Origin of the sequence: Paenibacillus sp. EKM301P, from assembly GCF_011800295.1 — a bacterium.
GTDB classification, from domain to species: Bacteria; Bacillota; Bacilli; order Paenibacillales; family Paenibacillaceae; genus Paenibacillus; species Paenibacillus polymyxa.
In genome coordinates, this window is sequence record NZ_JAALFM010000002.1 from 192,863 (window position 1) to 218,787 (window position 25,925).

The window sequence follows — 25,925 nt, forward strand, 5'->3', positions numbered from 1 at the left end:
TCTACCCATTTCAAATGAAGTTAGATTTATAACAGATAAATAGTATTACGGACCAGCTTTTGAAATAGCTTCAAAATAGGTTAGATTCTTTTGGATAACACGATATGTACCGTGTCTAACGTGCGTCTGGCAGGAGCAGCCCTCTTAACTCTGTGTAACTTGCCGCGGTTTTATAAGCCCTCGACACATCAGATTCCGGGAAAGCGTTCCTGTGATTGAACCAAATGACCTGCCAATTTGCAGCTATAGCTCCCACCACATCATTACGCCAGGAATCCCCAATGTAGCAGCAATGCTCTGCTAAAGTTCCTGTCCGTTCGTTCACTATTTCGAAAAGGCGCGGATCAGGCTTGGCATAACCAACGGTCCCAGACACAAAAATATGCTCTGCTGCAACATGATTTTCCAGTGTCATGGCTTTAATTTTGCTCATCTGGTGTTCTTCAAGACCGTTCGTAATTAAACCAACCACATAGCCAGCCGAGTTCAATTCATCAATTAACGAAGTAGCCCCCTCAAAAGACTCAATTCGGTACTGACGATCCAAGTATTCTTGTTGGACATGCACTGCCTGCTCACGGGTAATATCTACCCCGAATTCTTGTAGAGCCAGAATAAAACGACCTTCCCTCATCTCATCCAGTTCTTCCAGCCCTGCTTTCCCCTCCAATAGTCCTCCTTTAGCCGATAGTAAATCGCTGTAATAGCGAATACGGTGGTAGACTTCCTCATATGGAAAACGCTCACTTAATCCTAATACTGTACGTAATGCATCACGTGTAGGGTGCAAATGATCGTACATCGTATCATCTACATCAAAAAAAACAGCCTTCTTTTGCAAGTTCATATGCCCACTTCTTTCTGTTAAATCTTTGGATGACACTCCTCTATACCTTGTCCTGATATTATACCCGTTGACCTATTACGTTGCACCCTGACCTACCCAGCCCGTATCTGTCATTCACCCTTCTCAGATAATAACATACACTGAAAAGACTGCATTTTGGCAAACTCACTTTACTTCACTACTGCGCTAACATAGGCATCTTGTCCTAATTTGAACGAAAGCGTTTTATTTTGATAGCACACGGGTAAAAGGTCACATTTTTGAAAATATTCGTCATACAGGTTTACATTTCGTGTAAAATCACGTACCTTTTAGGGATGAACGCTTTACAGATGTACTTGGATAAGGGAGGTATACACAATGGATTCCGGTTCTAACCTAGCCTATGGATCAGCCACACCTTTGATTGAGGCACTTATAGAGTTTGAACAGGAGCTTGAAGCGAACCGGCATTCTCTGAGTTTTGATTTGGGATTGATTATGGAACAAGGCCGCGCTCCGCGATATATGGCTACACCGCCTGATGTTATTCCTTTTGCCCACGCTGGAGTGGACGGGATACATTATGGCTTTTTAACCGATTTTGGTCTTGAAAAGGACCTTTCACAGGCTCCGATTGTATGCGTCTCTCCCGTCGATTGGACAGGGGTATGGGTGGTTGCCCGCCATTTGCAGGATTTTTTAAGTGTTGTTTATACAGAAAACAGTTCATTAAAACGATACTATGCCAGTGGAGCAGACTATTCTGGACATGCTGGTCAGCGTCCTCCGCAGACTGTGGATGAACGTACCGCGTTTGTACGCGAATGCTTTCGGGAGCGCTTTGGCATTCTGCCGATTCAAGATATGGCCGCCTACATCGACAGCTTGCGAACAGAGCGTAAGCAAAATGAAGTTGCTCCTACACTGAATGGCTTGGGTATTCAGGCACCTTCTTCTTTGAAGCGTAGCTCTTCTATTGAGAGCGACTTCTTGAACGTAACGGAGCCATTCCTTTGGGAACAACAAGGTGAAGCTGTACGTGATTTGTTCCGCAGCGGTTCGCGTGAAGCCAGACTAGCTTTTATTCGGGATGCTCAGACACGGCATCTGTTCACCCATTCAGCCCTTCGAGCTTTTGTAACAGGACAGCTTAGGCTGATGGGCTTGTCTGAGGCCGCAATATACCTAGAGGAGTCCTACTATACCGTTATTCCCGATACGATAGAATCTCGATAAACTCCATAGATTCCCCCAATTTAACCGCCTCTGAAAAGGCGGCTTTTTGTGCTACAATAAATGAAAACAACAGGGTCGAACGACCTGGGGCGCATGAAAGAGAGCGAGCATGAATAATCATTCCTATCCTACTCCTGAAATCATTGAGGTTTGTCTGCTAGCAGGCAAACTGATGATGCAAAATGGAGCCGAGACCTATCGTGTTGAAGACACGATGTCCCGCATTGCTTCAGCCTATGGCATATCCCAGTCCCATAGCTATGTAACACCCACTGGAATTTTTTTTGCCATTAATGATTCGGAACCTGCCAAGCTAATCCGGATCGTAGAGCGGACTACAGATTTGCACAAGGTGACCGAGGTGAACTCCATTTCACGTAAAATCAGCGCAGGCACTTTGTCTCCCAGCGCAGCCGTAAAAGAGCTTTCGGAAATTGAACGTGGTCCCCTCCGCTATTCCAATCGTGTACAACTGATCGCTGCAGCGTTGGCCAGCGGTTGCTTTATGATCATGTTTGGTGGAGTGTGGCGAGATTTCCCCGGAGCTGTGTTGTGCGGCGGTATCGGATTTGCAGCCTTACAATATTTCCACAGGCTCGTTAAGGTTAAGTTTTTCTCAGAATTTTCTGCATCTTTTCTAATCGGCTTGCTGGCGGCTCTGTTAGTGATTGTTGGCGGGGGTCAGATGATGGATAAAATTATCATTGGCTCCGTTATGCCACTGGTGCCGGGCTTGTTAATTACAAATGCTCTTCGGGATTTAATGTCCGGGCACCTAGTCTCAGGGCTTTCCAAAGGTGCAGATGCTTGCTTGACGTCTTTCGCCATTGGTGCTGGTGTTGCAGTTATCATTTCTTATATGTAATTTGGAGGAGATTCAAGCTTATGCTTGCACAATTATTCACAAGCTTTATTGCCACCGCTGCTTTCGGTATACTGTTCCACGCTCCTCGGCGTTCGCTGCTGCAATGTGGTTTTGTCGGTATGCTGGGCTGGCTTGTCTATTATTCAACCACGGATAGCATGGGACCTGTGAGCGCCAGCCTTTTAGCCACGATCCTTATCGGCATCGTCAGTCAAGGTTTTGCTAGACTGTACAAAATGCCTGTGATTATTTTCAGCGTGGCAGGCATGATTCCCCTGGTGCCAGGAGGAATGGCTTATAATGCCATGCGCCAGTTCGTACAACAACATTATCCTCAGGCACTGGAGCTGGCCATGAGCACACTCATGATCGCCGGGGCAATAGCAGTCGGTTTGGTGATCTCTGAGGTGCTTAATCAAATCTTTCACAACGTACGTTTTAAACCTCAGCGTTAAAAACGAAGAAATAACAAAGTAAAAAAGGCTGCTCCCAAAATCGCCACACTGACAGTGTATGAGACGATGGTGGGGACAGCCTTTTTGTGTAGCTCAATATTAATCTACTCGCTTACCTAATATAGCCAGATCTCGCTCTATGCTGTCCAGCACGGCAACACGTGGATAGTATCCCCACTGCTCAAAGCCAAACTTCCGCAGCAGCGCAATACTCGGTTCATTATGACCAAATACAAACCCCAACAACGTTGTAATTCCTAGTCTAGGACATTCATTTAGCAAGTGCTGTACCAGACGGCTTCCAGTGCCGGTTCCACGAGAATCCTCATGGACATAAATGCTAATTTCCGCTGTACCGTTATAAGCTGGACGGCCATAAAAGGACTGAAGGCTGGCCCATCCGGCAATGTTCCCCTTTTGTCTTAGTACCCACAAAGGGCGGTGGTTTTCCTGATGAGCTTCAAACCATGTAATGCGGCTCTCCACTGTCACAGGCTCCAGGTCTGCCGTGACCATTCGTCCTGCAATCGTAGAATTATAAATATCCACAATATCGGGAAGATCCTCCCTGCATGCAATTTCAATGGAAAAAGATTGGTCCTTGTTCATTATCGTATCTGCCCCCCTATTGTGGTGATTTATTTATTGTACAGGACAAGCGCTGGAACAGCCATATCGAGTTGTTTTGCGGATTAACCCCAAAGGGTCTTATAATAGAATTTGAAGATAAGCCAGCACTACATTAACCAATTTAACAACATGAGACGGGAGGTATGCTTCGGAATCAAAGGAATCCGAAGCAGCTTAATATGAATATTGGAACTCAAATTTTGATTTTGGAAGTGTCTATGGGACCTTTTTTTGGACATTCGATCATTCATCCTGTACTGCTCAAGGACGAGGATGGACTTACATTGATAGACTCGGGCATGCTTGGCCAATTGGAGCCTCTGCGCAAGGCTATTTCAGATGTGGGTGAGGATATAAGCCGTCTGAAAAGAATTATTATAACGCATCAGGATATTGACCATATCGGAAATGTTCAAGCACTGCTGGACTTGCTACCGAACACTGCCCTGCTGGCCCATAAGGATGACATTCCATATATGACAGGAGAACGACCATTTATAAAGCTGACGCCGGAACGCATCAATCTGATGGAGCCTGCACTCAAGCAACAAGCAGAGGATATGATTCGCCGCCTGCCAGATTTGCGCTTTGCTCATATGCTTGAGGACGGTGAACATCTGCCTTATGGTGGAGGCATACAGATTATTCATACACCTGGTCACACGCCCGGACATATCAGCTTGTATGTGCCTGCACACAAGCTCCTGTTGGCAGCAGATGAACTGCGTGTAGTCGAGGGTGAGCTGGTCGGTCCCGCTGAGTCGGCTACGCCGGATATGCCGTTGGCTCTGAAGAGCCTCGATAAACTGACCGTATTGGATGTAGATAAGGTACTCTGCTACCATGGTGGTTACTATGATCAGAATGTGCAGGCACGTCTGCAAGCATTAAGTCAGTCAAGAGAATAAGCCATATAAATTATGATGTAATAAGAGCTATAATGAATAAATGGACAGAAAGGAATGAGACTCTATGAATGATAAAATTACCAGATTGTATGATGAACTGAAGTCACAAGCTTGGGATGGCCTACTTGTGACCGATCCCAAACATATTTACTACCTGACAGGCTTCGCCAGTGATCCGCATGAGCGTTTTCTAGGGCTCGTGCTGCTTCGTGACCAAGAACCAGAACTAATTGTACCAGCCCTGGACGCAGAAGCTGCCCAAGCTGCTTCCTCGGTGACGCGTATATCCACCCACACCGATACGGACAATCCGTATGATCTGTTACGCCAACGCACAGGTACCGGAGTGAAAGCATTCGCACTGGAAAAGGAACACGTCTCCGTCCTCCGTTACGAACAACTACATACTGCCATTGGCGCTGCTCAATATGTTGACTTGGGTCCGGTGCTTCAAGACATGCGCGTGAGAAAAACTCCTGAGGAAGTAAAACGTTTGAAGCATGCAGCTCGTTCGGTGGAAGATGCTCTTCGTCACGGCCTAACCCATGTTCGCGAAGGGGTGACCGAAGTCGAGCTGGTAGCCGAAATCGAATACCAGATGAAAAAACTCGGTGCAGATGGTCCATCCTTTGACACTACAGTGTTGTCTGGACCCAAAACAGCCTTGCCACATGGTGTCCCAGGGACCCGCAAGCTGCAACACGGTGATCTGCTCATGTTTGATATGGGTGTATATTCCGATGGTTATGCTTCGGATATTACACGCACTTTTGCCTTTGGCAAGCTTTCGACTGAGCTGGAAACGATATATAATACGGTTCTTCGCTCAAATGAAGCCGGAATTGCCGCCATTCGCCCGGGAGTTTCCTGCGCATCCGTAGACCAGGCAGCTCGAGCCGTTGTTGAAGCCGCTGGATATGGCCCTGCCTTTAACCATCGGGTTGGACATGGTCTTGGTATGAGTGTTCATGAATATCCATCTGTGCACGGAGGCAATAACGATCTGCTTCATGAAGGGTTTGTGTTCACGATCGAACCCGGCATCTACGTACCAGGTCTTGGGGGTGTGCGGATTGAAGATGACGTTCTGGTCACCTCTGAGGGTGTTGAAGTGCTGACTTCTTTTCCGAAGGAACTGACCGTGCTGGGGTAATCTAGTGCTATTCTTAATATTGATATGTTAAAAGTACGAAAAAAAAAGAGGGGCGACCCCAAGCCAATTAAGGCTTGAGGGTTTGCCCCTCCTCTTCTATCAAACGGAAATTACGTGCGATGTATAAAATCGGTGTACCTGCCGCAGTCAGTACAAATTTTAAGATGTAGGTGGTGAACAACAGTTCGATCCATATCCCCCACGCATAGCCGTAAAAGGCAATGCTACAGAAAATGAGGGTGTCTATAAACGAGCTGATCATCGTGCTGCCATTGCCGCGAATCCAGAGCTGATGACGCTCCGGGAAAAACTTGCGAATCCAGGCATATAGACGCACGTCCAGCAATTGACTGACCGCATAGGCTGTCAAGCTGGCAAGCGCAAGCCTTGGCAACAATCCGAAGAGCTGTTGCATCGGTGTCTGGGCAAAATCGGTTGCAGTAGGCTCAAATAACAGCACCATCTGCATCGTGATCGTCGTCATAATCAGAGTAAAAAAGCCAAACCACACAGCTTTTCGCGCCTCTTTAGGCCCATATTTTTCATTTAGTAAATCGCTGGCCATATACATAGAAACATACATTGTATTTCCCAATGTCGTGGTAATGCCGAGCAGATCAATGGTTTTGGTTACCTGAATATTGGCCAAAACAGTAGCAACGCCAATCCAGGCGTATAGCCCTTTTTTACCAAACAACCGATAACATAGCAAAAAGAACATAAAATTGACGAGGACAAATGCTGCCCCCCATAACAGATTAAACATGAAATCCTCCTAGTTTTGATAGCGCGGGATGGTTGCGAACCGCGGTTCATCCGAACAAGCCGGAAAAACATTATTTTAATGTATCATAGATTAGGATTTGTGAACAGCTATAATTTACACGGCCACCAGCCCAAAATAAAGAGCCGACCTTAGGGTCGGCTCTGAGTACGGAGGTGCACACTGCATGTGTTACATATACATATGCGATAAATGCGATATGAGGCTGCAGTGTATACCATTCGTCTATCTTTTACTTAAGAGTGTGCCGCTGCATCCAGATCCGTGCCATGGTTGTTGAACACGTCTTGATCGTTCTCCTTGAGTACTTTGCCAGAGATAAGACCTGCGGTAATAGAATCATTAACATTCAACGCGGTACGGCCCATATCAATTAACGGTTCAACCGAAATGAGCAATCCTGCCAAGGCCACGGGAAGGTTCAGGGTAGAAAGCACGATCAGGGAAGCGAAAGTGGCGCCCCCGCCTACACCTGCCACACCGAACGAGCTCACCGTAACAACCAGAATAAGTGTGAGGATAAAATCCCAGCTTGTAGGATCTATGCCCACCGTTGGAGCAATCATGACCGCCAGCATGGCAGGATAAATACCCGCACAGCCGTTTTGCCCAATGGTTGCACCCAGGGTCGCGGACAGATTTGCGATGCCGTCGGACACACCAAGCTTTTTCGTTTGTGTTTCAACATTTAATGGAATGGTCGCTGCACTGGAACGAGACGTAAAAGCAAAAACCAGCGTAGGCAATACCTTTTTCACATATGTCACTGGATTATAACCGAACAAGGCCAGCAAAATAAGATGAATAACGAACATGACCAATAAAGCCACATAAGAAGCAAGTACAAACTTGATCAGCTTCAAGATTTCATCCGGATTTGTTGTAGCTACAACTTTCGTGATCAGTGCTAAAATACCGTAAGGCGTCAATCTTAGCACCAGCGTTACAATCCGCATCACTACAGCGTACACTGCGTCGATCACTTTGCGGAAGGTTTGCGCCTGCTCCGGTTTTTTACGATCCAATCCGAGTACTGCCACCCCGATAAAGGCTGAGAAGATAACCACTGCCAACGTCGATGTACGGCGTGCCCCTGTCATATCTTCAAAAGGATTCGAAGGAATAAATTCCAGCACCTGCTGTGGAATAGTCATATCCTGAACTGTTCCCAGGCGTTCTTCCATCTTCAGTCCCTGCGCTTGCTCCTTTTCACCACTTTGAATCTCAATTGCTTTTAGATCAAAAGACAGGCTGGTTACAATACTTACTGAAGCTGCAATCGCCGTTGTAATCAGTAGCACTGCAATAATGGACACGCTTATTTTGCCTAGGTTCTGTCTTCCCTTCAAATTCATAATAGCCGAAATAATCGACACCATGATAAGCGGAATAACGACCATTTGCAGCAAACGGACATAACCATTACCTGCAAGGTTGAACCAATCGACCGATTTGGTAATGACCTCTGAGCCAGCCCCATAAGCGTACTGAAGAATAGCCCCGTAGATCAGTCCGAAGCCGAGCCCGGTAAAAACTCTTTTTGTAAAAGAGATGCGCTTTTTCTGCATCCAGACCAACACGCCGAGCAGTGCAAGCAGCACGATAACATTTAAAATAATAAAGAAGGTATCCATATATCTTTTCCTCCAAACTTAAACGTAAGATGTTTTCTAAAGTGACCCTTCAATCCGAAGATTACTATATCACAAAGCCAACTATTTTTGTAGGTTTTATTGAAATAAAAATAATAAAACTGCTTCAGCCTTAGATTTTATGAAAACGACAAACAGCAAGCCTTCGTAAGATGAAGGCTTGCTGTTTGTTATCCTGAACACAACAATTCGTTTTCAATTTATACGTAGATTTTTTTAGCTGTTAGACGATCACTGTATATAACAGTTCCTGTTCCTTAACGACTTTATGCTGATTCCCTGCGGGCTCCAATTCGCTAAACTGATCTACATTTGTAACAATAACAGGCGTTATCGTTTCGTATCCAGCCTTGCGGATTTCCACCAGATCAAACTCCAGTATAAGATCACCTACCTTTACGCGATCTCCTGCTTTAAGATGAGGCGTAAAATGAAGTCCTTTTAGTTTAACAGTGTCCATCCCTACGTGAATGAGCATTTCAAGTCCTGAATCACTCACCAAACCTACAGCGTGCCCACTTTTGGAAATGGAGAACACTGTGCCCTCAACTGGGGAAACAACCCGACCTTCGGAGGGTTCAATAGCCCATCCTCTACCCATAATTTCTTGAGAAAATGCAGGATCATTGACTTCACTGAGCGGTTTAACTTCACCCACAATTGGGCTGAATACCGGGATTTTCTCACCTTTTGGCAGTGAGCTCATCGCAGATTGAGCTACTTCCTCAATAGAGATCTCGCCAGCAGCATCTGCTGCTTGTGTCGCTTCTTCGTTCTTTTCATCTGTAAAACCGATCACATAGGTAACAATCGCAGCAACCACAAATGCAATAATAAGACCAAGAATTGCGTACAAGAAAGTCGGTCCAATAAACATAGCCAGACCAGGCAAACCAACGAGTCCCCCAACGACGTACGCTTTTGTACCAAACAAACTCATGAAGCCCCCACCGACAGCTCCGCCGATCAACGCTGCCGTAAACGGTTTTTTAAACCGCATATTCACACCATACATTGCAGGCTCGGTTACACCCATAATAGCTGTCAAGCTCGTGGAGAAGGCCACTGTTTTGACTTTGGCATTTTTGGATTTCAAGAATACGCCGAGTGTTGCACCAGCCTGAGCCAAGTTAGCTGCTCCCATAATTGGAATCATGTAATCATAGCCCAACGTTGCAATCGATCCGATCATAATTGGAACCAATGCGTAGTGCATACCTGTCATAATGATCAGGGAGAAGGTACCGCCCAGCAGTAGACCTGCAAGCGCACCTGTATTTTCAAACAACCAAGATATCCCTCCTGACAGGCCATTACCAATAATGGAGCCGAGCGGCCCTACAGCAATCAACGTCAAAGGTACGATAATCAATAGAGTCAGTGTTGGAACAACAAGCAACTTCAGTGATGCATGAGTATACTTATCAATGACTTTTTCAACATAGGATGCCAGCCAGATCGCGATAACAATTGGAATAACGGTCGACGAATACGTGGCCGCTGTCACCGGAAGGCCAATAAAGCTAACCTTCACATTCGAAGCCAGTAATGCTGTAATGTCTGGATGTAAAATTGAAGCACCAATCGCTGCACCAATAAACATATTGCTACCGAGTTTTCTAGCCGCACTCACAGCCAAAATAATCGGCAGGAAGTAGAACGCACCGTCACCTATTGCGGCTAAAATCGTATAGGTTTGACTCTTGTCAGACATCCAGTGCATAGCTACCAGTAGGGCAATAATCCCTTTGATCATACCTGCCCCGGTGATCGCCGGCAAAATAGGTGTAAACATACCCGCAATAAAGTCGAACAGTTGGCTGATCGGGTTTTGTTTTTTCTTGGATGCAGTGCTTGCGCCTGTTTCACTTTGCGGTGCCTTGGACATGTTACTCACCAATGATTTATATACATTAGCTACATCATTTCCGATAATCACCTGAAACTGGCCGCCACTCTCCATGACTCCCATGACACCATCCGTTTTTTGCAACTGCTCTTTTTGAGCTTTCTTATCATCATGAAGGTTGAAGCGCAAGCGCGTCATGCAGTGAATGACCTGCTCTACATTTTCTTCTCCACCGACCAATGTAAGTATCTCTTTGGATAATTGATTTCGATCCATGAGGCATTCCTCTTTTCTATTTAAGGTATATAGTGTGAAAATTGGGAATAAAAAAAACCTGAATACAGAAAGCAGACAGCTTTATAAAAGCCAATCTTCTTTCAGCATTCAGGTTTTGCCTTCTTGTTTAGAAGTAGCAATCCTAAATCCCTGATCATCCATAAAATCATTGATTCTTAATGATGCGTTCGATGTGAATCGTGAGATACAGCATCTCATCCTGGGATAAGCTTCGACCATAGATCTTAGACGTATAATCTCTTATTTTTTCCGCACAAGCATAAGCGTCCTTATATTGTACCTTAACCATATCATGAAGCGAATTATCTGTATTTTGTACAGGAGTTCCGTTCATAACCCGTTGGGCAAAAAATTTGAGATGTGTAATAAAGCGGTAATAGCTTAACGACTCTTCATCCAGCTCCATTACAAAAAAGCGGCTTACAATGTTTATGATATCCTTGACGATATTAGTCAGGGTTATCGTTTCGCGCATTTCACTGTTCAGCTGTGCATTCACCAAATGTAAGGCAATAAACGCCCCTTCATCATCTGGAAGTGTAACCCCCAGCTTGTCCTGAATCATGTGCAATGCTTTGGTCCCAATCGCGAATTCCTTGCGGTACATTCGTTTGATTTCCCAGTAAAGTGCATTCTTGATGTCCATACCCAAACGGTAACGCTCTATGGCAAAATGGATATGATCTGTCAGCGAAATATAGATGCTGTCATGCAACTCTACACCAAGTATCGTTTTGGCATACTGGATGATTTCATCAGAAAGTTCAACATACTCAATAGGGATATCAGACATCAGGGTCATCAATTTACGGGAAACCTCGGTACTTTCAAGCTTGAAAATTTTCTCGATTTTCCCCTCTTCAATCTCATCGCCTGTGTTTTTTTTAAAAGCAATTCCTCTTCCCATAATGACTAATTCTTTCTGCTGTTCATCAATGACCGTTACGACGTTATTATTCAGCACCTTTGCTATCTTCATTCCATCACCTTAAGCCGCTTGGAGTAGTAAAAAAAGGCAATACCAAAACTGACACATAGTGCCTGTTTATGGTTTTGCCCGATATGGTAACAATCCATGATTGTGCAGTTTTGATTAACTGTCATCATAGTATCATATAAACACTGAGCTGACAAGATTTTTTTGTAAACACTTACATGAGGTAATTAGCCGCTGCGTGACACCTTAATTGCTAGGGCTCTTTTCCACATTCAAATCCGAGGAAGCACGAATACGGGATGCGGATGCAATTTTTGATGGCTTCTCTTTATCGTCCACAAAGCCCATAAAATACGTAATTACACCAGCCGTAACAAACGAAATCAGCATGCTCAAAATGGCGTAAACAAATGTAGTGTCGGAAAACAGGGGTAAGCTAAGCAAGCCAGATAAGGCTGCAAAAGCAGTCAACTTCACTTCAAACAGACACATACACGCCCCACCAATAGCCCCGCCGACCAGTCCCGCGATAAGCGGTTTTTTGAAACGCACATTAACGCCGTATAATGCCGGTTCAATGATTCCAAACATAGCCAACAGGCCTGTGGAAGCAGCAAGTATTTTGACTTTGGCATTTTTGGATTTAACACATACACCGAAGGCCGCGCCTGCCTGAGCCATGACTGCCGCCGCAACAACAGGGGTAATAGAATCATAGCCATTCGTAGCCATGGATTCTATTATGTTCATCGACATCATATATTGCATACCCGCAAAGTGGAGCACAGGTATTGTCCCACCAAACAGCAGACCTGCAAATACGTCCGCATCGTCAAACAGTGAAGCAAAACCATCCGACAAATGATGCGCCAGGGTCGTCCACAGCGGACCAAAAACAAACAACAATAAAGGCACAATCAAGATAAGCGTCAATGTCGGAACGACCAGTAGTTGAATTGAATAACGGTCGAACCTACTCAATCCTTTTTCAATCTTCGATGCAAGCCAGACAACAATAAGAATCAGTATAAAAGAAGCAACATACTGTGGCTCCACCACGGGTAAATCGTCTGAATTCATTTTTAGGCCGGATTGCAGTAGTTCCATAATACCAGGATGAAATGAGCAGGCCCCAATTGCCGCCGCAATAAATAAATTGCTACCAAGCTTTCTTGCCGCATTTACCGCTATCATAATGGGCAAAAAATAAAATACGACACCACCAATGTACCCTAAAGCGGTAAAGACTTGAGTATCAAAAAAATCTAAGAACAAGAAAACAGTCGCAATCCCCTGAATGATTCCTCCAGCAATTAGCAATGGCAAGAGCGGAGTGAATACGCCTGAGATAAAATCAAACAGGCGGCTGAACGGATTCCCTCCTCTATTCGCTTTATCTTGATCTATAGTCGGTTCCTGGTTATTTTCTCCCTCTACCTCCAAATTTATTTCCTTAGAAAGCAATTCCCGATTCATAACTGCCTTTTCCCCTTTTATATGTATATTGAAGACCACATTCGAACTTATTAAAGCAAGCTTAAAAGAAGCTTGTAAAAAGTGGCATTCCTTATACTACTTATATTCCTTCTTTTTTACAATAGTTATAAAAGCACGGGTAAAGCTTTTTAATTTCCTACTCCTGATAATTTACATCAAACTTACATCTAAACACCCAAGACCATAGTTATATATTTTTTGTTTGTTTTTGGGCAAATATGACTATTCAACCGTCTGTTAATTATGTAAAATAGGTCTAACCTACTTTTTAGTAAATCATGGATTACTTCCCTTTCTCATATCTTGTGTCCTTGAATACAGCTGAAATATACATAGAATCCGAACATTTTCAGTCTTTTCTTCAAGCAAAGAAAGGAAAACAAGTAGATCATGGCGTGTCTAGTATCTCATTGGACAAGCGGCCTACATCAAGCAGGGCAATTCGTCTGTTTTATCACCATCATGTGAGAGGAGAATTTTCATGAAGCGTTTTAATCGTTCCCTTGGCGCAAAGCTGCGAATTATGTTTTTGCTGATTCAGCTCTTTGCGTCTCTTCTGTTCAGCATCAGTTTTTATGCAGTTTCCATGAGTATCATTAATAGCAGTGTCATGCCTCAAGTAGACCAATTGCTAGAAACTGGGGCTAAAAATGTGTATCAGGATCTCAATATTTCCTTAGCCGTTCAAGCTGGGCAAGGAAGTGGGTCTGGTTCCAGCTCTGCTATGCAGATGGAAGCTTATCTTCAGGACAAGGTCGACACCCTCAAATTAGAATCCGCATATATTGCGGTGCTGAAGGATGATGGTAAGGCCGAAGTTGTCGCACGAAACGTAAAATCAGCATATAAGGTCAAGGATACCCTCGTTCCTGTTGAGGATATTAAAAAAGCCAAACAAGGCGAGATGAATATCAGTGACATTTACAGCGACTCGCATGGAGTACACAAAACCGCCTTCTTTGCCATATCAGGCAGTAATCTGATTCTTGGCGTGAACGAAGATGTTGGATTCGTACAGGAAAAATCCCAACAAATCCTATGGATTTGCATTGGTATTACGCTGGTAACACTTATACTGGGCGGAGTTATTTCTACCCTTGTCATTCGTAAAGTTGTACAGCCCATTGCTGAATTGGTTCGTCATAGCGAAAAAATTGCCCAAGGTGATCTTTCGCAAGATACAAAGGTTCAAGGAGTTAATGAAATTGCTCAACTTGCCCGCAGCTTCCAATCTATGTCTCTTAACTTGAAAGAAATGATCGGCCATGTGCTTACTACATCAGGTGCAGTTGTTAAAGGGTCGGACGAGCTGCTTCGTCGAACTGAGGCTATGAGTGTAAAAGTCCAGGACTCTACAGCTGCCGCTGAAGAAGTAGCCAAGGGCAGCAACAGCATCGCTTCTGCTGCTGCTGAAAATGCACAGGCTATGGAGGAGATTGCTCAAGGTGTGCAGCATATCGCTTCCTCTGCCAATGATGTATCTGACCAAATCAGTGAAGCAACGAAAGAAACGGTTAACGGGAATACGCTTGCTCAAAAAGCTGTAGCTCAAATGTCACAGGTAGGACATGCTGCTGATGAGTCGCTTCGATACATACATAGTATGAATGAACGCTCAGAAGCTATTGGTAGCATCGTTTCTGCAATTTTCGATATTACAAAGCAGATTCAAATGTTGTCCCTGAATGCCTCCATTGAGGCTGCCCGCGCGGGCGAGCATGGACGGGGCTTCGCTGTAGTTGCCGGGGAAGTTCGCAAGCTCGCAGAGCAATCCAAAGCAGCAACACAGGAAATTTCGGACTATTTGGTTACCATTCAGGAAGTATCTCAGCAATCTGTGGACTCAGTGACTCAGGTTAGTCGTGAGATTCACTCAGGAACGGAAATGGTTCAACAGGCGAGTTTTGCTTTTAACCAGCTAAGTGAGCTCATGCAAAAGATCAACGCTACGATTCAAACCGTATCCGCAGCAACGGAGCAAGTATCCGCCAGCTCGGAGGAAGTATCTGCTTCCGTGGAGGAGACAGCTCTCATTGCTGCCAACGCACAACATATGATTCAGGAGATCGGTTTAAATGCCGATGAGCAACTGAATGAAATGGAAAGCCACAGTGAGGTTGTTCGTCAATTAAGCCAACAAGCAACTGAGCTGCAAAAGGCGGTTCAAAAATTTAAAATTAAGTAAGCTGATCTGCTAAAAGAGGTATCTCTCAGTCACAAAAATGACTGAGAGATACCTCTTTATTTTTTAAAAGCTTTTTAAAGGATCTTCCATGAAGAAGTTTATGAATCCATCCCGAGAATGCGGTAAATTTGTCCCATATCCAAATGAGCGCGTACCACCTCTGCGACACGGTCAAATTCTTGTTCCTTGGCTTCACGTACAGTAAAAGTGCTATCCAAAGCTGGCAAGCCCTTGGCTTGTCTCAGTCCATCCAACCAGGACCGGCGAAAACGGTCATTATCAAACACACCATGCAAGTAGGTTCCCCATACCTTACCGTCTGTCGTACCCCAACCTTCCTCAAAGGCAGTCCCTTCCCCACGCTGAATCTGGAATAATGTTTTCATTTTCGTTGAGTCTGGAGTCCTGTCTATAGATACATGTGGTTCCGTGACATACTCTGTAACACCCATATGTATTTCATATCCTTCAATGACTGGCTTGGAGGTAGAACCCGAATCAAGTGCAGTGCTTAGCAAAAGTGGGCAATGATTAGACAGGGTTCCTTGAACGCGCACGGTTTGCTTTTCCTTTAAGAAGGTCGTGGATAGAGCTAGCCAACCTAACCCATCTGCCTGCTGCGGCAACCCAGATTCGACGGCATCGGGATCAAATAACGCTGTACCCAGCATTTGATAGCCCCCACAAATACCAACCAGTTGCGTGCGTCCTATCTTCATGGCCTCTCGAATGTCATCCTCTAGCCCTCTTTCACGCAATTCCAGCAGATCTCCGATGGTGTCTTTGGTTCCCGGTAAGATAATGGCATCCGGTACGCCCAATTGTCCGGCCTCCGTGACATAACGCACGCTTACATCCGGCTCTGCGGCCAAAGCATCCGTGTCCGTAAAATTGGAAATACGCGGATAACGTATCACCGCAATGTCCAATTCTTTATCCTTTGCTGACCGCTTAGGCTTCTTGTCCAGTACGACCGAATCTTCTGCTTCAATGCGAATGTCCGGTAAATAGGGCAGTACACCGAGTACAGGAATGCCTGTCCGTTCTTCCAGCCAGTCCAATCCTGGTTGAAGCAGGGACAAATCGCCTCTGAATTTGTTAATGATAAATCCACGGATACGCTGTACTTCATGGGGTTCCAGCAACTCAATAGTCCCTACCAGAGAGGCAAAGACACCACCCCGGTCAATATCCGAAATCAGCAATACTGGGGCATCCGCCCAGCCTGCAAGGTTCATATTTACAATATCGCGGTCCTTTAAATTAATTTCTGCCGGGCTGCCTGCCCCTTCCATAAGCACAATATCATAGGTATCACGCAGCCGATTCAGCGCATCCATAACGGTGTGCTTGGCTTGTGGCAAAAAATCCTTTCGGTAATCGGAAGCGCTCATATAGGCATAAGGTACACCGTGTACAACAATTTGTGAGTGCATATCCTTGACTGGCTTAATCAGAATCGGATTCATGTCGGTCGTCGCCTCAATACCACAAGCTTCGGCCTGTACTCCCTGTGCACGTCCAATTTCCTTGCCGTCCTCGGTAACATAAGAGTTTAACGCCATATTTTGTGACTTAAACGGTGCGGGACGGTAGCCGTCCTGCAGAAAGATCCGGCACAGCGCGGTCGTCACCACGCTTTTGCCCACATCCGACGCTGTTCCTTGAAGCATTAAGATAGCTGCCGGGTTCGTGCGGGACGGTTCGAAAGTTGACAATTGCCTCTTCCCCTTTAACGAATTCATTTCAAATTTGATCACAACCCGTACAAAATGACAATAAACAGCAACAAAACAGTCTCCAGCAGTTCGTTCAAAGCTCCGTATATATCTCCCGTAAGTCCCCCAAGACGGCGATTAATACGGTTTGCTGTAAAGGTTCCAACTCCGTAAGCCAAGAGCGGAAGCAACGCAAAGCCTATCCAGATTGGAAGGCTTTCAGAATACGAAAGGAGCGTCTGTAAGTGTGATCCTGCTAACGACAGGTTTCCTGATCCCTCTGTTGCTGTAGCTGGTCCTGCAAGTATATACTGGCCTGCGGCAGCACCTAGAGTCACGACTACAGCCCAAAATACGGCCAGTCCGGCACGTCCACCACTCATATCAGCAAAACGCGCAGCCAGTCCATCATCGTTACGGGCTTTAGGCCAGCGCTTCATTGCATGTACCATAAACCAGCGGCTCCAAACCATCGGAAGCAACAACAAGCCGGACACATTTTGTTCAACCAGCACGGTATACAGCAAAGCAGCCTTGAGCATGAGTAGCAGCACACAAGCAATAACCCCCATTGCTCCTACACGGCTATCTTTCATAATCTCCAGCATCCGTTCACGGGACCGGTAGCTGAATAAGGCATCCGCAGCATCCATCCACCCGTCCAGATGCAGTCCGCCCGTCAACCAGACCCAGACTGCAAGGGTAAGAATCGCACACGGCAGCGGTGGCAGCACCATAGCCGTAAGCGCCGCAATGCCCCAGACGATAATACCAATAATCACTCCAACCAGCGGATAATAGCTTGCACTGCGTTTCAGCAGCTCCGGGGAAAAATCCAGCTCCGCCTTGACCGGTAGACGGGTTAAAAATTGAAAAGCCGCAGCAACAGCCTGACGTTCGCGGCTCATAGCTTATATTCCAACTGTTTAAGTTCTACGGGAATGCCCGCCGTCACTAAAAAAACTTCGCCACAAACACGCGCTATCCGCTGATTCATAATCCCGCTCAAATCCCGGTACAGCCTTCCAAGCGGATATTCTGGTACAATACCGTCACCGACCTCGTTGGTTACGATGACGAGCGATCCCGGATACTGCTCCACAGCTGCCGCCAGTTCATCCATGGCGGCTCTGGCCGCAGCTTCGCCGTCCTCACCTGCGGCCAGCAGCACGTTCGACAGCCACAGGGTCAGGCAGTCGACCAGCACCATAGGCGCAGGCTGCGACGCTTGATCGTCGCCAAGCCGCCGCAGCAGCTCCGGCAGCGCCTGCGCTTCCTCCAGCGTCTGCCAGTCATACCCAACAGAATCGCGCTGGAGCCGATGAAGAGCGATGCGCTCCTTCATCTCCACGTCATAGGCTTGGGCCGTTGCAATATAGCAGGCGCGCGGAGCGCGCGCCATGCATAATTGCTCGGCAAAGCCGCTTTTTCCGCTGCGTGCCCCGCCGGTCACGAGCGCCTTCATCGCTGCGCGGCTCCCTGACCGTCCGATACGCCTGCATCGGCAAAGGTCGCCATTTCGCGCATAATGCGGCACGCCGCATCAATCAGGTGCAAGCTCAGCGCACCGCCCGTGCCCTCACCGAGCCGCATGTCCAGATGGAGCATGGGCTCCAGCTTAAGCTGGCGGAGCACCGCCGCGTGTCCACGCTCGTCCGAGGCGTGCGAAGCAAGCATGTACGCCGCGCTCGCAGGCGCAAGCGCGCGTGCAGCAAGGGCTGCCGCGCCGGAAATAAAGCCGTCCAGCACCACTGGACAGCGATGCGCGGCTGCGCCGAGGATGACGCCTGCCAGAGCGGCAATCTCCAGACCGCCGACCTTGGTCAGCACGTCCAGTGCGTCATTGGCATCCGGCTGATTCACATCCAATGCGCGGCAGACAACGGCTATTTTACGGGTAAGCCCCGCCACATCTACACCCGTTCCCCGACCCACGATCACTTCCGGCTCAAGTCCGGTGAGCGCACATACAACCGCAGCGCTGGCTGTCGTATTCCCGATGCCTAGCTCTCCGGTAACGAATAGCCGTGTGCCACCTTTAACCGCTTCTGCTACGGCTTCAGCTCCGGCCAAAACCGCTTGTTCCGCTTCCGTACGCAGCATGGCTGGCCCTTTAGCCATATTCGAAGTGCCCATACGCACCTTACGATTCACCAAATCCGGGTGAGCAACGTCCGCATTCACGCCAACATCTATTACCTGGACATCAGCGCCTGCATGACGTGCCAGCACATTAATTGCTGCGCCGCCTGACAGCATGTTATACAGCATTTGCTGCGTAACCTCAGCTGGAAAGGCGCTAACTCCCTCTTCACACACCCCATGATCCGCAGCCATGACCATCACCGTTTTACGATCAAATTCAGGCTTGTCCACGCCAGTAATTCCTGCTAGCTGGATGGCCAAGCTCTCCAGCTTTCCAAGACTTCCAGGTGGCTTTGTTAATTGGTCCAAATGTGCTGACGCTGCCGAAGCCGCCACTCCATCCGGCTGGGCTATGCTATCGATCAGCTGACGCAGCTTGTCGTTCATACCTTCCACTCCCTGCTCTTTTTAGTATGTTTACAATCTCCTATTGATTTGCTGTAGACGCAGCGCTTCTGCGCAGCAAGAGCTGCGGCACACCGCTATCGGGATGCGGAAGCATCACAGGCTCCACACCATATACACGCCGAATCCGGTCCTCTGTTAGCAAATCCGATGAACTACCCAATCCTTCAACCATTCCATCCTTAAGTACAAGCAAATTATCGCAAAATTGTGCCGCCAAATTAAGATCATGCAGGACAGCAATGATCGTCACGCCCGTTTCTTGGCGCCATTCTGCCAACAACTCCATAAATTCAAGCTGATAGCGCAAATCCAAATAGGTCGTAGGTTCGTCCAGCAGCAATATCTGTGGTTCCTGCACCATCACCTTTGCCAAAGCTACACGCTGTCGCTGTCCTCCACTCAAGCGGTCCAATGTTCTGTCGGCCAGTGAAGTTAGACTCAATCGCGCTAGGACCCGATCCGTAATCGCCTCCACATCAACTCCCTTTTCCCTGCCTAGCCAGTCCTGATGAGGAAACCGCCCCATTTCTATAACTTCCCTGACGGTGTATCTCACTGGAGGAATGCCCTCCTGCTGGAGTACGGCTACAAGTCGGGAAAGCTCTTTTCTGCTGTAGCTACCGACCTTTTTGCCATAGATATGAACACTTCCAGAAGTCGGCTGATCTACGCCAGAAAGCAGATGCAGCAACGTCGATTTTCCACTCCCATTCGGACCAATGATCCCCCACCAAGCTCCTTCGTCTACGTTCCAGCTAACATTCTTTAGCACATGGAAATCCCCATAAGCACGGCTCAGGCCCGCTACCTCTAATGCTCGAGCACGCACCTTTAGTAATTCACTTGGTTCGGTCACAGCAGATCCCCCCTGCGCAGCTTCTTGTTCCGGTACAGGAGATATGCGAAGAACGGTGCTCCCACAAAGGCTGTCATCACGCCCAAAGGAATTTCCGTCGGGGCTAACAGCGTACGAGCTGCCGTATCTGCCCAAGCCATAAAAATAGCTCCACCCAGTGCAGACAACGGAACGATCATCCGGTAATCAGGACCTGTCACCAGACGAATGATATGTGGTACAACGAGTCCGACAAAGCCAATGACTCCGCATACTGAGACAGCGGCAGCTGTCAGCAAGGTAGATATGATCAGGACAGATAGCTTCGTCGCATCTACATGAACCCCCATATGAGCCGCTTGACGTTCACCCAAAGCCAGAATATTCAGCACCCGTGCCCGGTTCCATAGAAACACCAGCCCAACGATCACGTAAGGTAAAAGAATTCCCGTATATGACCAACCTCGCAGACTAAGACTTCCCAACGTCCAGTACAATATTTCATTGACTGTTTCCTTCAACATGGCTGTCAGAAAAGAAACAATGGCTCCCCCAAAAAATTGCATCACCACACCTGATAAAATGAGGCTTTGGGTCGGAATTTTCCCACCTTCACGCGCCAACGTCAACACCATCCACAGCGTCAGCATGCCGGTTATAAATGCGACTAGCGGAAGGGTCCATATACCCACAAATGAAAATTGAAGCCCCCAATAAATCAGCACTGCCGCTCCTACCGAAGCTCCCGAAGACACTCCCAGTGTATACGGATCAGCCAAAGGATTACGCAGCACACCCTGAAATCCGGCTCCCGCCAGCGCCAGCGCTGCTCCAACCAACATTCCCAGTAACACCCGTGGCAGTCTGACCTTCAAAATAATCTGCTCTGCAGATGTATTCCAATCCGGTGTAAACGTATCACCTAACCACGGTAGGTGGTTGATCAAAATACCTGTGATCTGGCTGACCGGAAGACTGACCGAGCCGATGCCAAGACAGAGCAGCAGCGTCAGCAGCAGCAAGACAAGACCAGTCCCCCCAAAACCGATCAGTCTACGATTCATTTGAAAATTTCAGGGTACACGCCCTTGGCTACTTCCTTGAGCCCTTCTGTTACGCGTGGACCTGGACGGCTAATCAAATTATCATCCACGGCAAATACACGATTGTTACGAACAGCCGATATTTGATCCCATCCACTACGAGCTTTTATGATATCGCCGAGGGACTGGCCTGTTTTGTCATCCTTCACACTTTTGCTGTATAAAATCACGTCAGGGTTGGCAGCTATAATATTTTCCTCACTGATTTGGTACCAGCCCTTCTGCGTGGCACCCACGTTTTCGCCGCCCGCCAATGTGATCAGTTCGTCCATAAACTCGCCTTTACCCACTGTCCAGCCTGGTGAAAATTCGACGTATACCCGTAGCTTCTGCCCTTTGCCGATATTTTTAACTCCTTCTTTCACTTCCGCTACATCTGCTCTCATCTTGTCGGTCACCGCTCTCGCTTCTTTCTGATGATCGGTGATTTTCCCATACAATTCGATGTTAGCTATGACATCTTCAACGGTCTTCGGTTCCGTTTTAAAAATCATAATTCCCATGTCACGTAGCTTAGTCGTAGCCTGTTCACTAAGTGAAATTCCTGCAAAAACGACATCAGGGTTCGCAGCAATGATCGCCTCTTCGTTCGGTTTCATAATACCGCCCACTTTAGGCTTTTTCGTAGCTGCCTCCGGGTAATCAGAGTAGTCGGATACACCAACAATTTCCTTATCCAATCCGATAGCGAACAACGCCTCGGTTTCTGCCGGGGAGACGGAAACGATCTTGTCCGGTGCCTTTTTAAATGTAAATTCCTGTCCTGTTGCATCCTTAACCGTTAGCGGGTAAACCGTTTTGCCCGGAGGCTCTTGTGCGGTTACGGTCTGTCCCGGCTGCTGTGAAGAAGCTTGGCCCTCTTTATTTTCTACATTTTTTCCATTCGCGCCACATGCACTCAGCACAACTGCCAATATCAGCGCCAATAGACCTGTTGTCCATACCTTTATTTTTTTGCCTGCCATGATTTGCACCCCTTCATACAAAAATCGTTAAGAGCGTTACTTGAACATCATCCGATATTTTCCTCATTCCAGCCTTCTTTTCCTATCAAAAACCCCCGCATCCTCATATCAGGATACAGGGGTCACGTTAGCACAGATCGTGCGCAGGCGGGCAGCTTCTTTCCGCATGGACAGTCACTGCGAACACGTCATCCTTTCCTCGAAGGATTATGGTGACAGGCGGACGGGCAGGTATCCTGACTTATGGAAGAGGCATGCCCTGATATTCTTTCACATGCTTGGCGGCACATGTAACAGGGCTAATGAGCATGTTTCCATTTACAGTGGCGGGACCGCGTCGGACTCACACCGACTTCCCTTTTAACAGCGCAATGAAGAAAAGCAAGTTCCCTCACACGGCGCCGACCTCGTCTGCTGGATATTTGATGTAGTGTAGTCAAGCCGTTCTTTTACTTGATGATTATAGGTTAAAAAGAGTTAGCTTACAACCCAAACAGCTGCTTGATTCGCCACAACTACCCTAGTGAAAAAGCAATTTTGCTATACAATTGTGCAGTCCTGCCAGCCTTAACTGAAGCCTAATCGCTTCTCCCGGTTTTGGATTCAGACTCCAAAAATCATGACCTGGTATCAGCATACAAACCAATTGGCGAATTACTCCACCATGCGTGACAACCAAAACAGAGGGCGGTGCAGCATTCGACTCTATTGGCTGAACCTTCAAAGCAATGCGCCACGCAAACAGAGAGTCACGGAATTCGCGCAGACGATTCACAAAATGGACCCAAGACTCTCCTCCAGGCGGGGTGATTCGTTGCGGCTCATCAATCCAAGCGCGATACAACGCCACATCCTTAAGCATGTCATACGTTTTTCCATCCCACTCGCCAAAGTGAAGTTCTCGCAGACGTGGTTCCATGATAGGAGGCATAGCAGACAGGAAACGTTCAGACGTCTTTGCTGACTCCGGCAAAATGATCTGCAAGGTCTGGCGACATCGCATCAAGTCACTGCAATAGATTTGAGCAAAGGACTGGCCCTGCAATTTTTCCCGTAAAGGCTTTAATTCCTGCTCTGCTCCAGACAGCAAACTCAAATCGGCATGTCCCAGATATCGACGTTCCTTATTCCATAAGGTTGTGCCATGACGAACTAGCACGAGCTCCATGTCCCATTGCAGACCTTCTTTAGCATCATTCGGCTCACTATCCTGTTGTGGGTTCGGACTTAGTGCACGTTCTCGCACTCTTTTCCCTTCTGTATTTTGTTTCAAAATAATGTCACTCCTCACCGCATCCATCCCAAGGCAAAACACCCCGCAACTCCCAACAAACACAACCCTACAAACATAGTGGATACGGCGAACATCAGCCGGATTGTATGCCGGATATCCTTCGACTCCAGTGGTCGTATCTCTTCGCCCATATATGCCCGAAAGGAGCGTACGCCGTGATACACGTTATAGCCACCGAGACGAATCCCCAAGGCACCTGCCACTGCTGATTCGGGGAAGCCGCTGTTCGGGCTTGGGTGCAGACGGGCATCCTGCTTGACTGTGCGCCAGCTTCTTGCAGCATCCAGCCGATACAACCACGCCGCTATCACAAGCATAACTGCTGTCAGGCGAGCCGGAATGTAGTTAGCTACATCATCCAGACGTGCCGAGGCCCAGCCTAAATGCAGATACTTTTCATTTTTGTAGCCAACCATCGAATCAAGCGTATTTACAGCTCGATATGCCAGTGCCAAGGGAGCTCCCCCGATCAGGGCATAAAAAAGCGGGGAAATAATGGCGTCCACGATATTTTCAGCGACTGTTTCGACGGTACCGCGTACAATTTCAGGCTCGTCAAGCTGCTGCGTATCCCTCCCGACAATCATGCCTAGCTCCCGACGTGCCACAGTCAGGTCATTCGCCTGCAACGCTCGGTATACGGCCATCCCTGCGTCCTTTAGTCCTTTGGAAGCAATTGTGGTTGCAACCAGAACAATTTCTACGACGACAGACAACCATGGGTGAATCCAGGCAAGTACACGCAACAGCGCCCAGGCAAACACAAAGGAGCCTCCTGCCACAATAAGTGGAAGCAGCATGCCCGCACGTTTCATTCCCTGGTCACTGCGGACCTTACGACGAATCGCTTTTTCCAATGCTGAAATGGCATGTCCCATCGCGATGACTGGATGCGGCAACCATCTCGGATCGCCGATTAGCCTGTCCAGCAAATAGGCTGCCATTATGATCAAGCTAACTATCACGCCCCTGCTCCTCCTCCAGCACTTCACTGAGTGCGGACAGCAGCATATTATTGGCTTCGGCGTCCTTGACTGCAATTCGAAAATGGCTCGCCGACAGCCCAGGATACATAGCACAGCTACGTATAAGAATCCCACGTTGTCCAAGCGCCTGCTGAATAGCCGATGAACTCCACGTTCCCGGCGCCCTTGCTAGCACGTAATTGGCTTCGCCGGGAACGACACCGCAGCCCCATTCCGCCAAAGCAGTCAGCAAGCGGCTGCGTTCCGTCGCAATCAGTTCCTGTGTGCGGCGCTCATAAGCTTGCCCACTTCTCAGACACGCCTCTCCAGCCAGCAACGCCAATCCATTAACACTCCAGGTCACCTGTTTGGCCGTCATTTGCCGGATATAGTCCGGATGAGCAATCGCATAGCCCAATCGCAAGCCAGGAATGGCATAAAATTTGGTCATCGATCGGATCAAAATCACATGAGGATAGCGATCTAGCACAGGCAATAGTGAGATTTGCCGTTCAAGTGGGATAAAATCAATAAAGGCCTCATCCACCACCAGCACGGTACCCGTTCTGCCAGCCGCCTCTGCCAGTTCATATAGCTCCTGCTCACCATATTGCACACCGTTCGGATTATTCGGTTGCCCAAGGAACAATACATCTACCTGCTCCATGAGCTGAAGGATGTCCTCCACGTCTGCCTTCCATTGAAGCGAAGCCTTCCCGTATACCCGGTGGATCTCGGCTCCAAATTTGCCAGCCAGCTCGGCATATTCCGAAAAACACGGCTCCACTGTGCCCACACGCTTGGGAGCCAGGCCCAATAGTAAGAGAGCCATGCTTTCAGCCGCGCCGTTACCGATGCTCAGCGACTCCGGTGGAACGTGCAGCCGCCGTGCCAGCATATTTTTAAAGTGGCGATGCCCAGGGTCAGGATAGCGAATCACCGTGTCCAATGAGCTTTGCAGTGCCTCAAGCACCTCCGGTGGCGGACCAAGCGGATTAATATTTGCACTAAAATCCACAAAATCCGCCGCAGCTCCGCCAAATGTCGCGGCAGCTGTTTCCCTGTCCCCGCCATGACCGTAAACCTCTATCATTGCCTCATATCCTTTCGCCCGTTTTCAATCATTTAGCTCCATTATGAGGCTGCTTTTTGCGTCCCGTCAATGCAAATGAGCTTTTGTACATGGCTCACTTGGGTTACAATAGGAGGAGGCAC

23 protein-coding genes and 1 riboswitch are annotated in these 25,925 nt (G+C 47.6%); of the genes, 6 read left to right on the plus strand and 17 right to left on the minus strand.

The annotated features are described in order from the left end of the window. Window positions 1-115 precede the first annotated feature (115 nt). Complete coding sequence (locus tag HFD99_RS06335; protein ID WP_123796930.1) at window positions 116-847, minus strand: HAD family hydrolase; 732 nt, start codon at window positions 845-847, stop codon at window positions 116-118. A 360-nt stretch (window positions 848-1,207) separates the two neighbouring features. Between HFD99_RS06335 and HFD99_RS06340 the strand changes: the two genes are divergently transcribed. The 3 genes from HFD99_RS06340 (at window position 1,208) to HFD99_RS06350 (ending at window position 3,385) form a co-directional block, all read left to right on the plus strand. Then, a complete protein-coding gene (locus tag HFD99_RS06340) occupies window positions 1,208-2,065 on the plus strand; it encodes a hypothetical protein (protein WP_167440835.1) in 858 nt (285 codons plus the stop codon). Window positions 2,066-2,174: 109 nt separating this feature from the next. Continuing rightward, the gene (locus tag HFD99_RS06345) at window positions 2,175-2,930 is read left to right on the plus strand and encodes a threonine/serine exporter family protein (RefSeq protein WP_013370006.1); all 756 of its coding nucleotides are present in this window, start codon (window positions 2,175-2,177) and stop codon (window positions 2,928-2,930) included. Between the two features lie 20 nt (window positions 2,931-2,950). Beyond that, window positions 2,951-3,385: a threonine/serine exporter family protein gene (locus HFD99_RS06350; RefSeq protein ID WP_017426578.1), complete on the plus strand. Its 435-nt coding sequence runs from the start codon at window positions 2,951-2,953 to the stop codon at window positions 3,383-3,385. A gap of 99 nt (window positions 3,386-3,484) precedes the next feature. On the opposite strand, the gene HFD99_RS06355 is transcribed toward HFD99_RS06350, so the two are convergent. Further along, on the minus strand, window positions 3,485-3,994 hold the full coding sequence (locus HFD99_RS06355; RefSeq protein WP_016820645.1) for a GNAT family N-acetyltransferase: 510 nt from the start codon (window positions 3,992-3,994) through the stop codon (window positions 3,485-3,487). 164 nt (window positions 3,995-4,158) lie between these two features. Here HFD99_RS06355 and HFD99_RS06360 point away from each other — a divergent pair, with 164 nt between their 5' ends. Further along, on the plus strand, window positions 4,159-4,923 hold the full coding sequence (locus HFD99_RS06360) for an MBL fold metallo-hydrolase (protein WP_031463144.1): 765 nt from the start codon (window positions 4,159-4,161) through the stop codon (window positions 4,921-4,923). A 64-nt stretch (window positions 4,924-4,987) separates the two neighbouring features. Then, the gene (locus HFD99_RS06365) at window positions 4,988-6,076 is read left to right on the plus strand and encodes a M24 family metallopeptidase (protein WP_123796928.1); all 1,089 of its coding nucleotides are present in this window, start codon (window positions 4,988-4,990) and stop codon (window positions 6,074-6,076) included. Window positions 6,077-6,143: 67 nt separating this feature from the next. Here the strand turns inward: HFD99_RS06365 and HFD99_RS06370 are convergent, their stop codons facing one another. The 5 genes from HFD99_RS06370 to HFD99_RS06390 all read right to left on the minus strand — a co-directional run bounded on the left by HFD99_RS06370 (window position 6,144) and on the right by HFD99_RS06390 (window position 13,071). After that, window positions 6,144-6,842 carry a queuosine precursor transporter gene (locus tag HFD99_RS06370; RefSeq protein WP_016820648.1) on the minus strand — a complete coding sequence of 233 codons (699 nt, stop codon included), beginning with the start codon at window positions 6,840-6,842 and terminating at the stop codon, window positions 6,144-6,146. Window positions 6,843-7,096: 254 nt separating this feature from the next. Next, window positions 7,097-8,494: an L-cystine transporter gene (locus HFD99_RS06375; protein ID WP_016820649.1), complete on the minus strand. Its 1,398-nt coding sequence runs from the start codon at window positions 8,492-8,494 to the stop codon at window positions 7,097-7,099. Between the two features lie 241 nt (window positions 8,495-8,735). Next, complete coding sequence (locus HFD99_RS06380) at window positions 8,736-10,637, minus strand: beta-glucoside-specific PTS transporter subunit IIABC (RefSeq protein ID WP_123796927.1); 1,902 nt, start codon at window positions 10,635-10,637, stop codon at window positions 8,736-8,738. Window positions 10,638-10,803: 166 nt separating this feature from the next. After that, complete coding sequence (gene licT, locus HFD99_RS06385) at window positions 10,804-11,637, minus strand: BglG family transcription antiterminator LicT (RefSeq protein WP_016820651.1); 834 nt, start codon at window positions 11,635-11,637, stop codon at window positions 10,804-10,806. Window positions 11,638-11,841: 204 nt separating this feature from the next. Then, window positions 11,842-13,071: a PTS transporter subunit EIIC gene (locus HFD99_RS06390; protein WP_123796926.1), complete on the minus strand. Its 1,230-nt coding sequence runs from the start codon at window positions 13,069-13,071 to the stop codon at window positions 11,842-11,844. A 502-nt stretch (window positions 13,072-13,573) separates the two neighbouring features. Between HFD99_RS06390 and HFD99_RS06395 the strand changes: the two genes are divergently transcribed. Further along, the gene (locus HFD99_RS06395; RefSeq protein WP_016820653.1) at window positions 13,574-15,277 is read left to right on the plus strand and encodes a methyl-accepting chemotaxis protein; all 1,704 of its coding nucleotides are present in this window, start codon (window positions 13,574-13,576) and stop codon (window positions 15,275-15,277) included. Between the two features lie 98 nt (window positions 15,278-15,375). Here HFD99_RS06395 and HFD99_RS06400 read toward each other — a convergent pair whose 3' ends face one another. The 10 genes from HFD99_RS06400 to cobD all read right to left on the minus strand — a co-directional run bounded on the left by HFD99_RS06400 (window position 15,376) and on the right by cobD (window position 25,803). Further along, window positions 15,376-16,995: a cobyric acid synthase gene (locus HFD99_RS06400; protein WP_090887932.1), complete on the minus strand. Its 1,620-nt coding sequence runs from the start codon at window positions 16,993-16,995 to the stop codon at window positions 15,376-15,378. A 38-nt stretch (window positions 16,996-17,033) separates the two neighbouring features. Then, complete coding sequence (gene cobS, locus HFD99_RS06405; RefSeq protein WP_044785826.1) at window positions 17,034-17,903, minus strand: adenosylcobinamide-GDP ribazoletransferase; 870 nt, start codon at window positions 17,901-17,903, stop codon at window positions 17,034-17,036. Next, on the minus strand, window positions 17,900-18,460 hold the full coding sequence (gene cobU / locus HFD99_RS06410; RefSeq protein ID WP_044785825.1) for a bifunctional adenosylcobinamide kinase/adenosylcobinamide-phosphate guanylyltransferase: 561 nt from the start codon (window positions 18,458-18,460) through the stop codon (window positions 17,900-17,902). The genes cobS and cobU overlap by 4 nt, the downstream gene beginning before the upstream one ends. Further along, a complete protein-coding gene (gene cobT, locus HFD99_RS06415; RefSeq protein WP_031463139.1) occupies window positions 18,457-19,527 on the minus strand; it encodes a nicotinate-nucleotide--dimethylbenzimidazole phosphoribosyltransferase in 1,071 nt (356 codons plus the stop codon). Before cobT ends, cobU begins: the two co-directional genes overlap by 4 nt. A gap of 40 nt (window positions 19,528-19,567) precedes the next feature. Continuing rightward, window positions 19,568-20,404: an ABC transporter ATP-binding protein gene (locus HFD99_RS06420; RefSeq protein WP_117288636.1), complete on the minus strand. Its 837-nt coding sequence runs from the start codon at window positions 20,402-20,404 to the stop codon at window positions 19,568-19,570. Next, complete coding sequence (locus HFD99_RS06425; RefSeq protein WP_167440836.1) at window positions 20,401-21,447, minus strand: FecCD family ABC transporter permease; 1,047 nt, start codon at window positions 21,445-21,447, stop codon at window positions 20,401-20,403. Before HFD99_RS06425 ends, HFD99_RS06420 begins: the two co-directional genes overlap by 4 nt. Next, complete coding sequence (locus tag HFD99_RS06430) at window positions 21,444-22,451, minus strand: ABC transporter substrate-binding protein (RefSeq protein ID WP_019686596.1); 1,008 nt, start codon at window positions 22,449-22,451, stop codon at window positions 21,444-21,446. Before HFD99_RS06430 ends, HFD99_RS06425 begins: the two co-directional genes overlap by 4 nt. Window positions 22,452-22,660: 209 nt before the next feature. Next, a riboswitch (cobalamin riboswitch) is annotated at window positions 22,661-22,876 on the minus strand. Between the two features lie 95 nt (window positions 22,877-22,971). After that, window positions 22,972-23,724, minus strand: coding sequence for a histidine phosphatase family protein (locus HFD99_RS06435; RefSeq protein ID WP_044785822.1), 753 nt, complete (start codon window positions 23,722-23,724; stop codon window positions 22,972-22,974). Window positions 23,725-23,738: 14 nt separating this feature from the next. Further along, entirely contained in the window at window positions 23,739-24,710 is a 972-nt protein-coding gene (cbiB, locus tag HFD99_RS06440) for an adenosylcobinamide-phosphate synthase CbiB (protein ID WP_123796925.1), read from the minus strand. Then, window positions 24,700-25,803, minus strand: coding sequence for a threonine-phosphate decarboxylase CobD (cobD, locus tag HFD99_RS06445; RefSeq protein WP_031463134.1), 1,104 nt, complete (start codon window positions 25,801-25,803; stop codon window positions 24,700-24,702). The genes cbiB and cobD overlap by 11 nt, the downstream gene beginning before the upstream one ends. Window positions 25,804-25,925 lie beyond the last annotated feature (122 nt).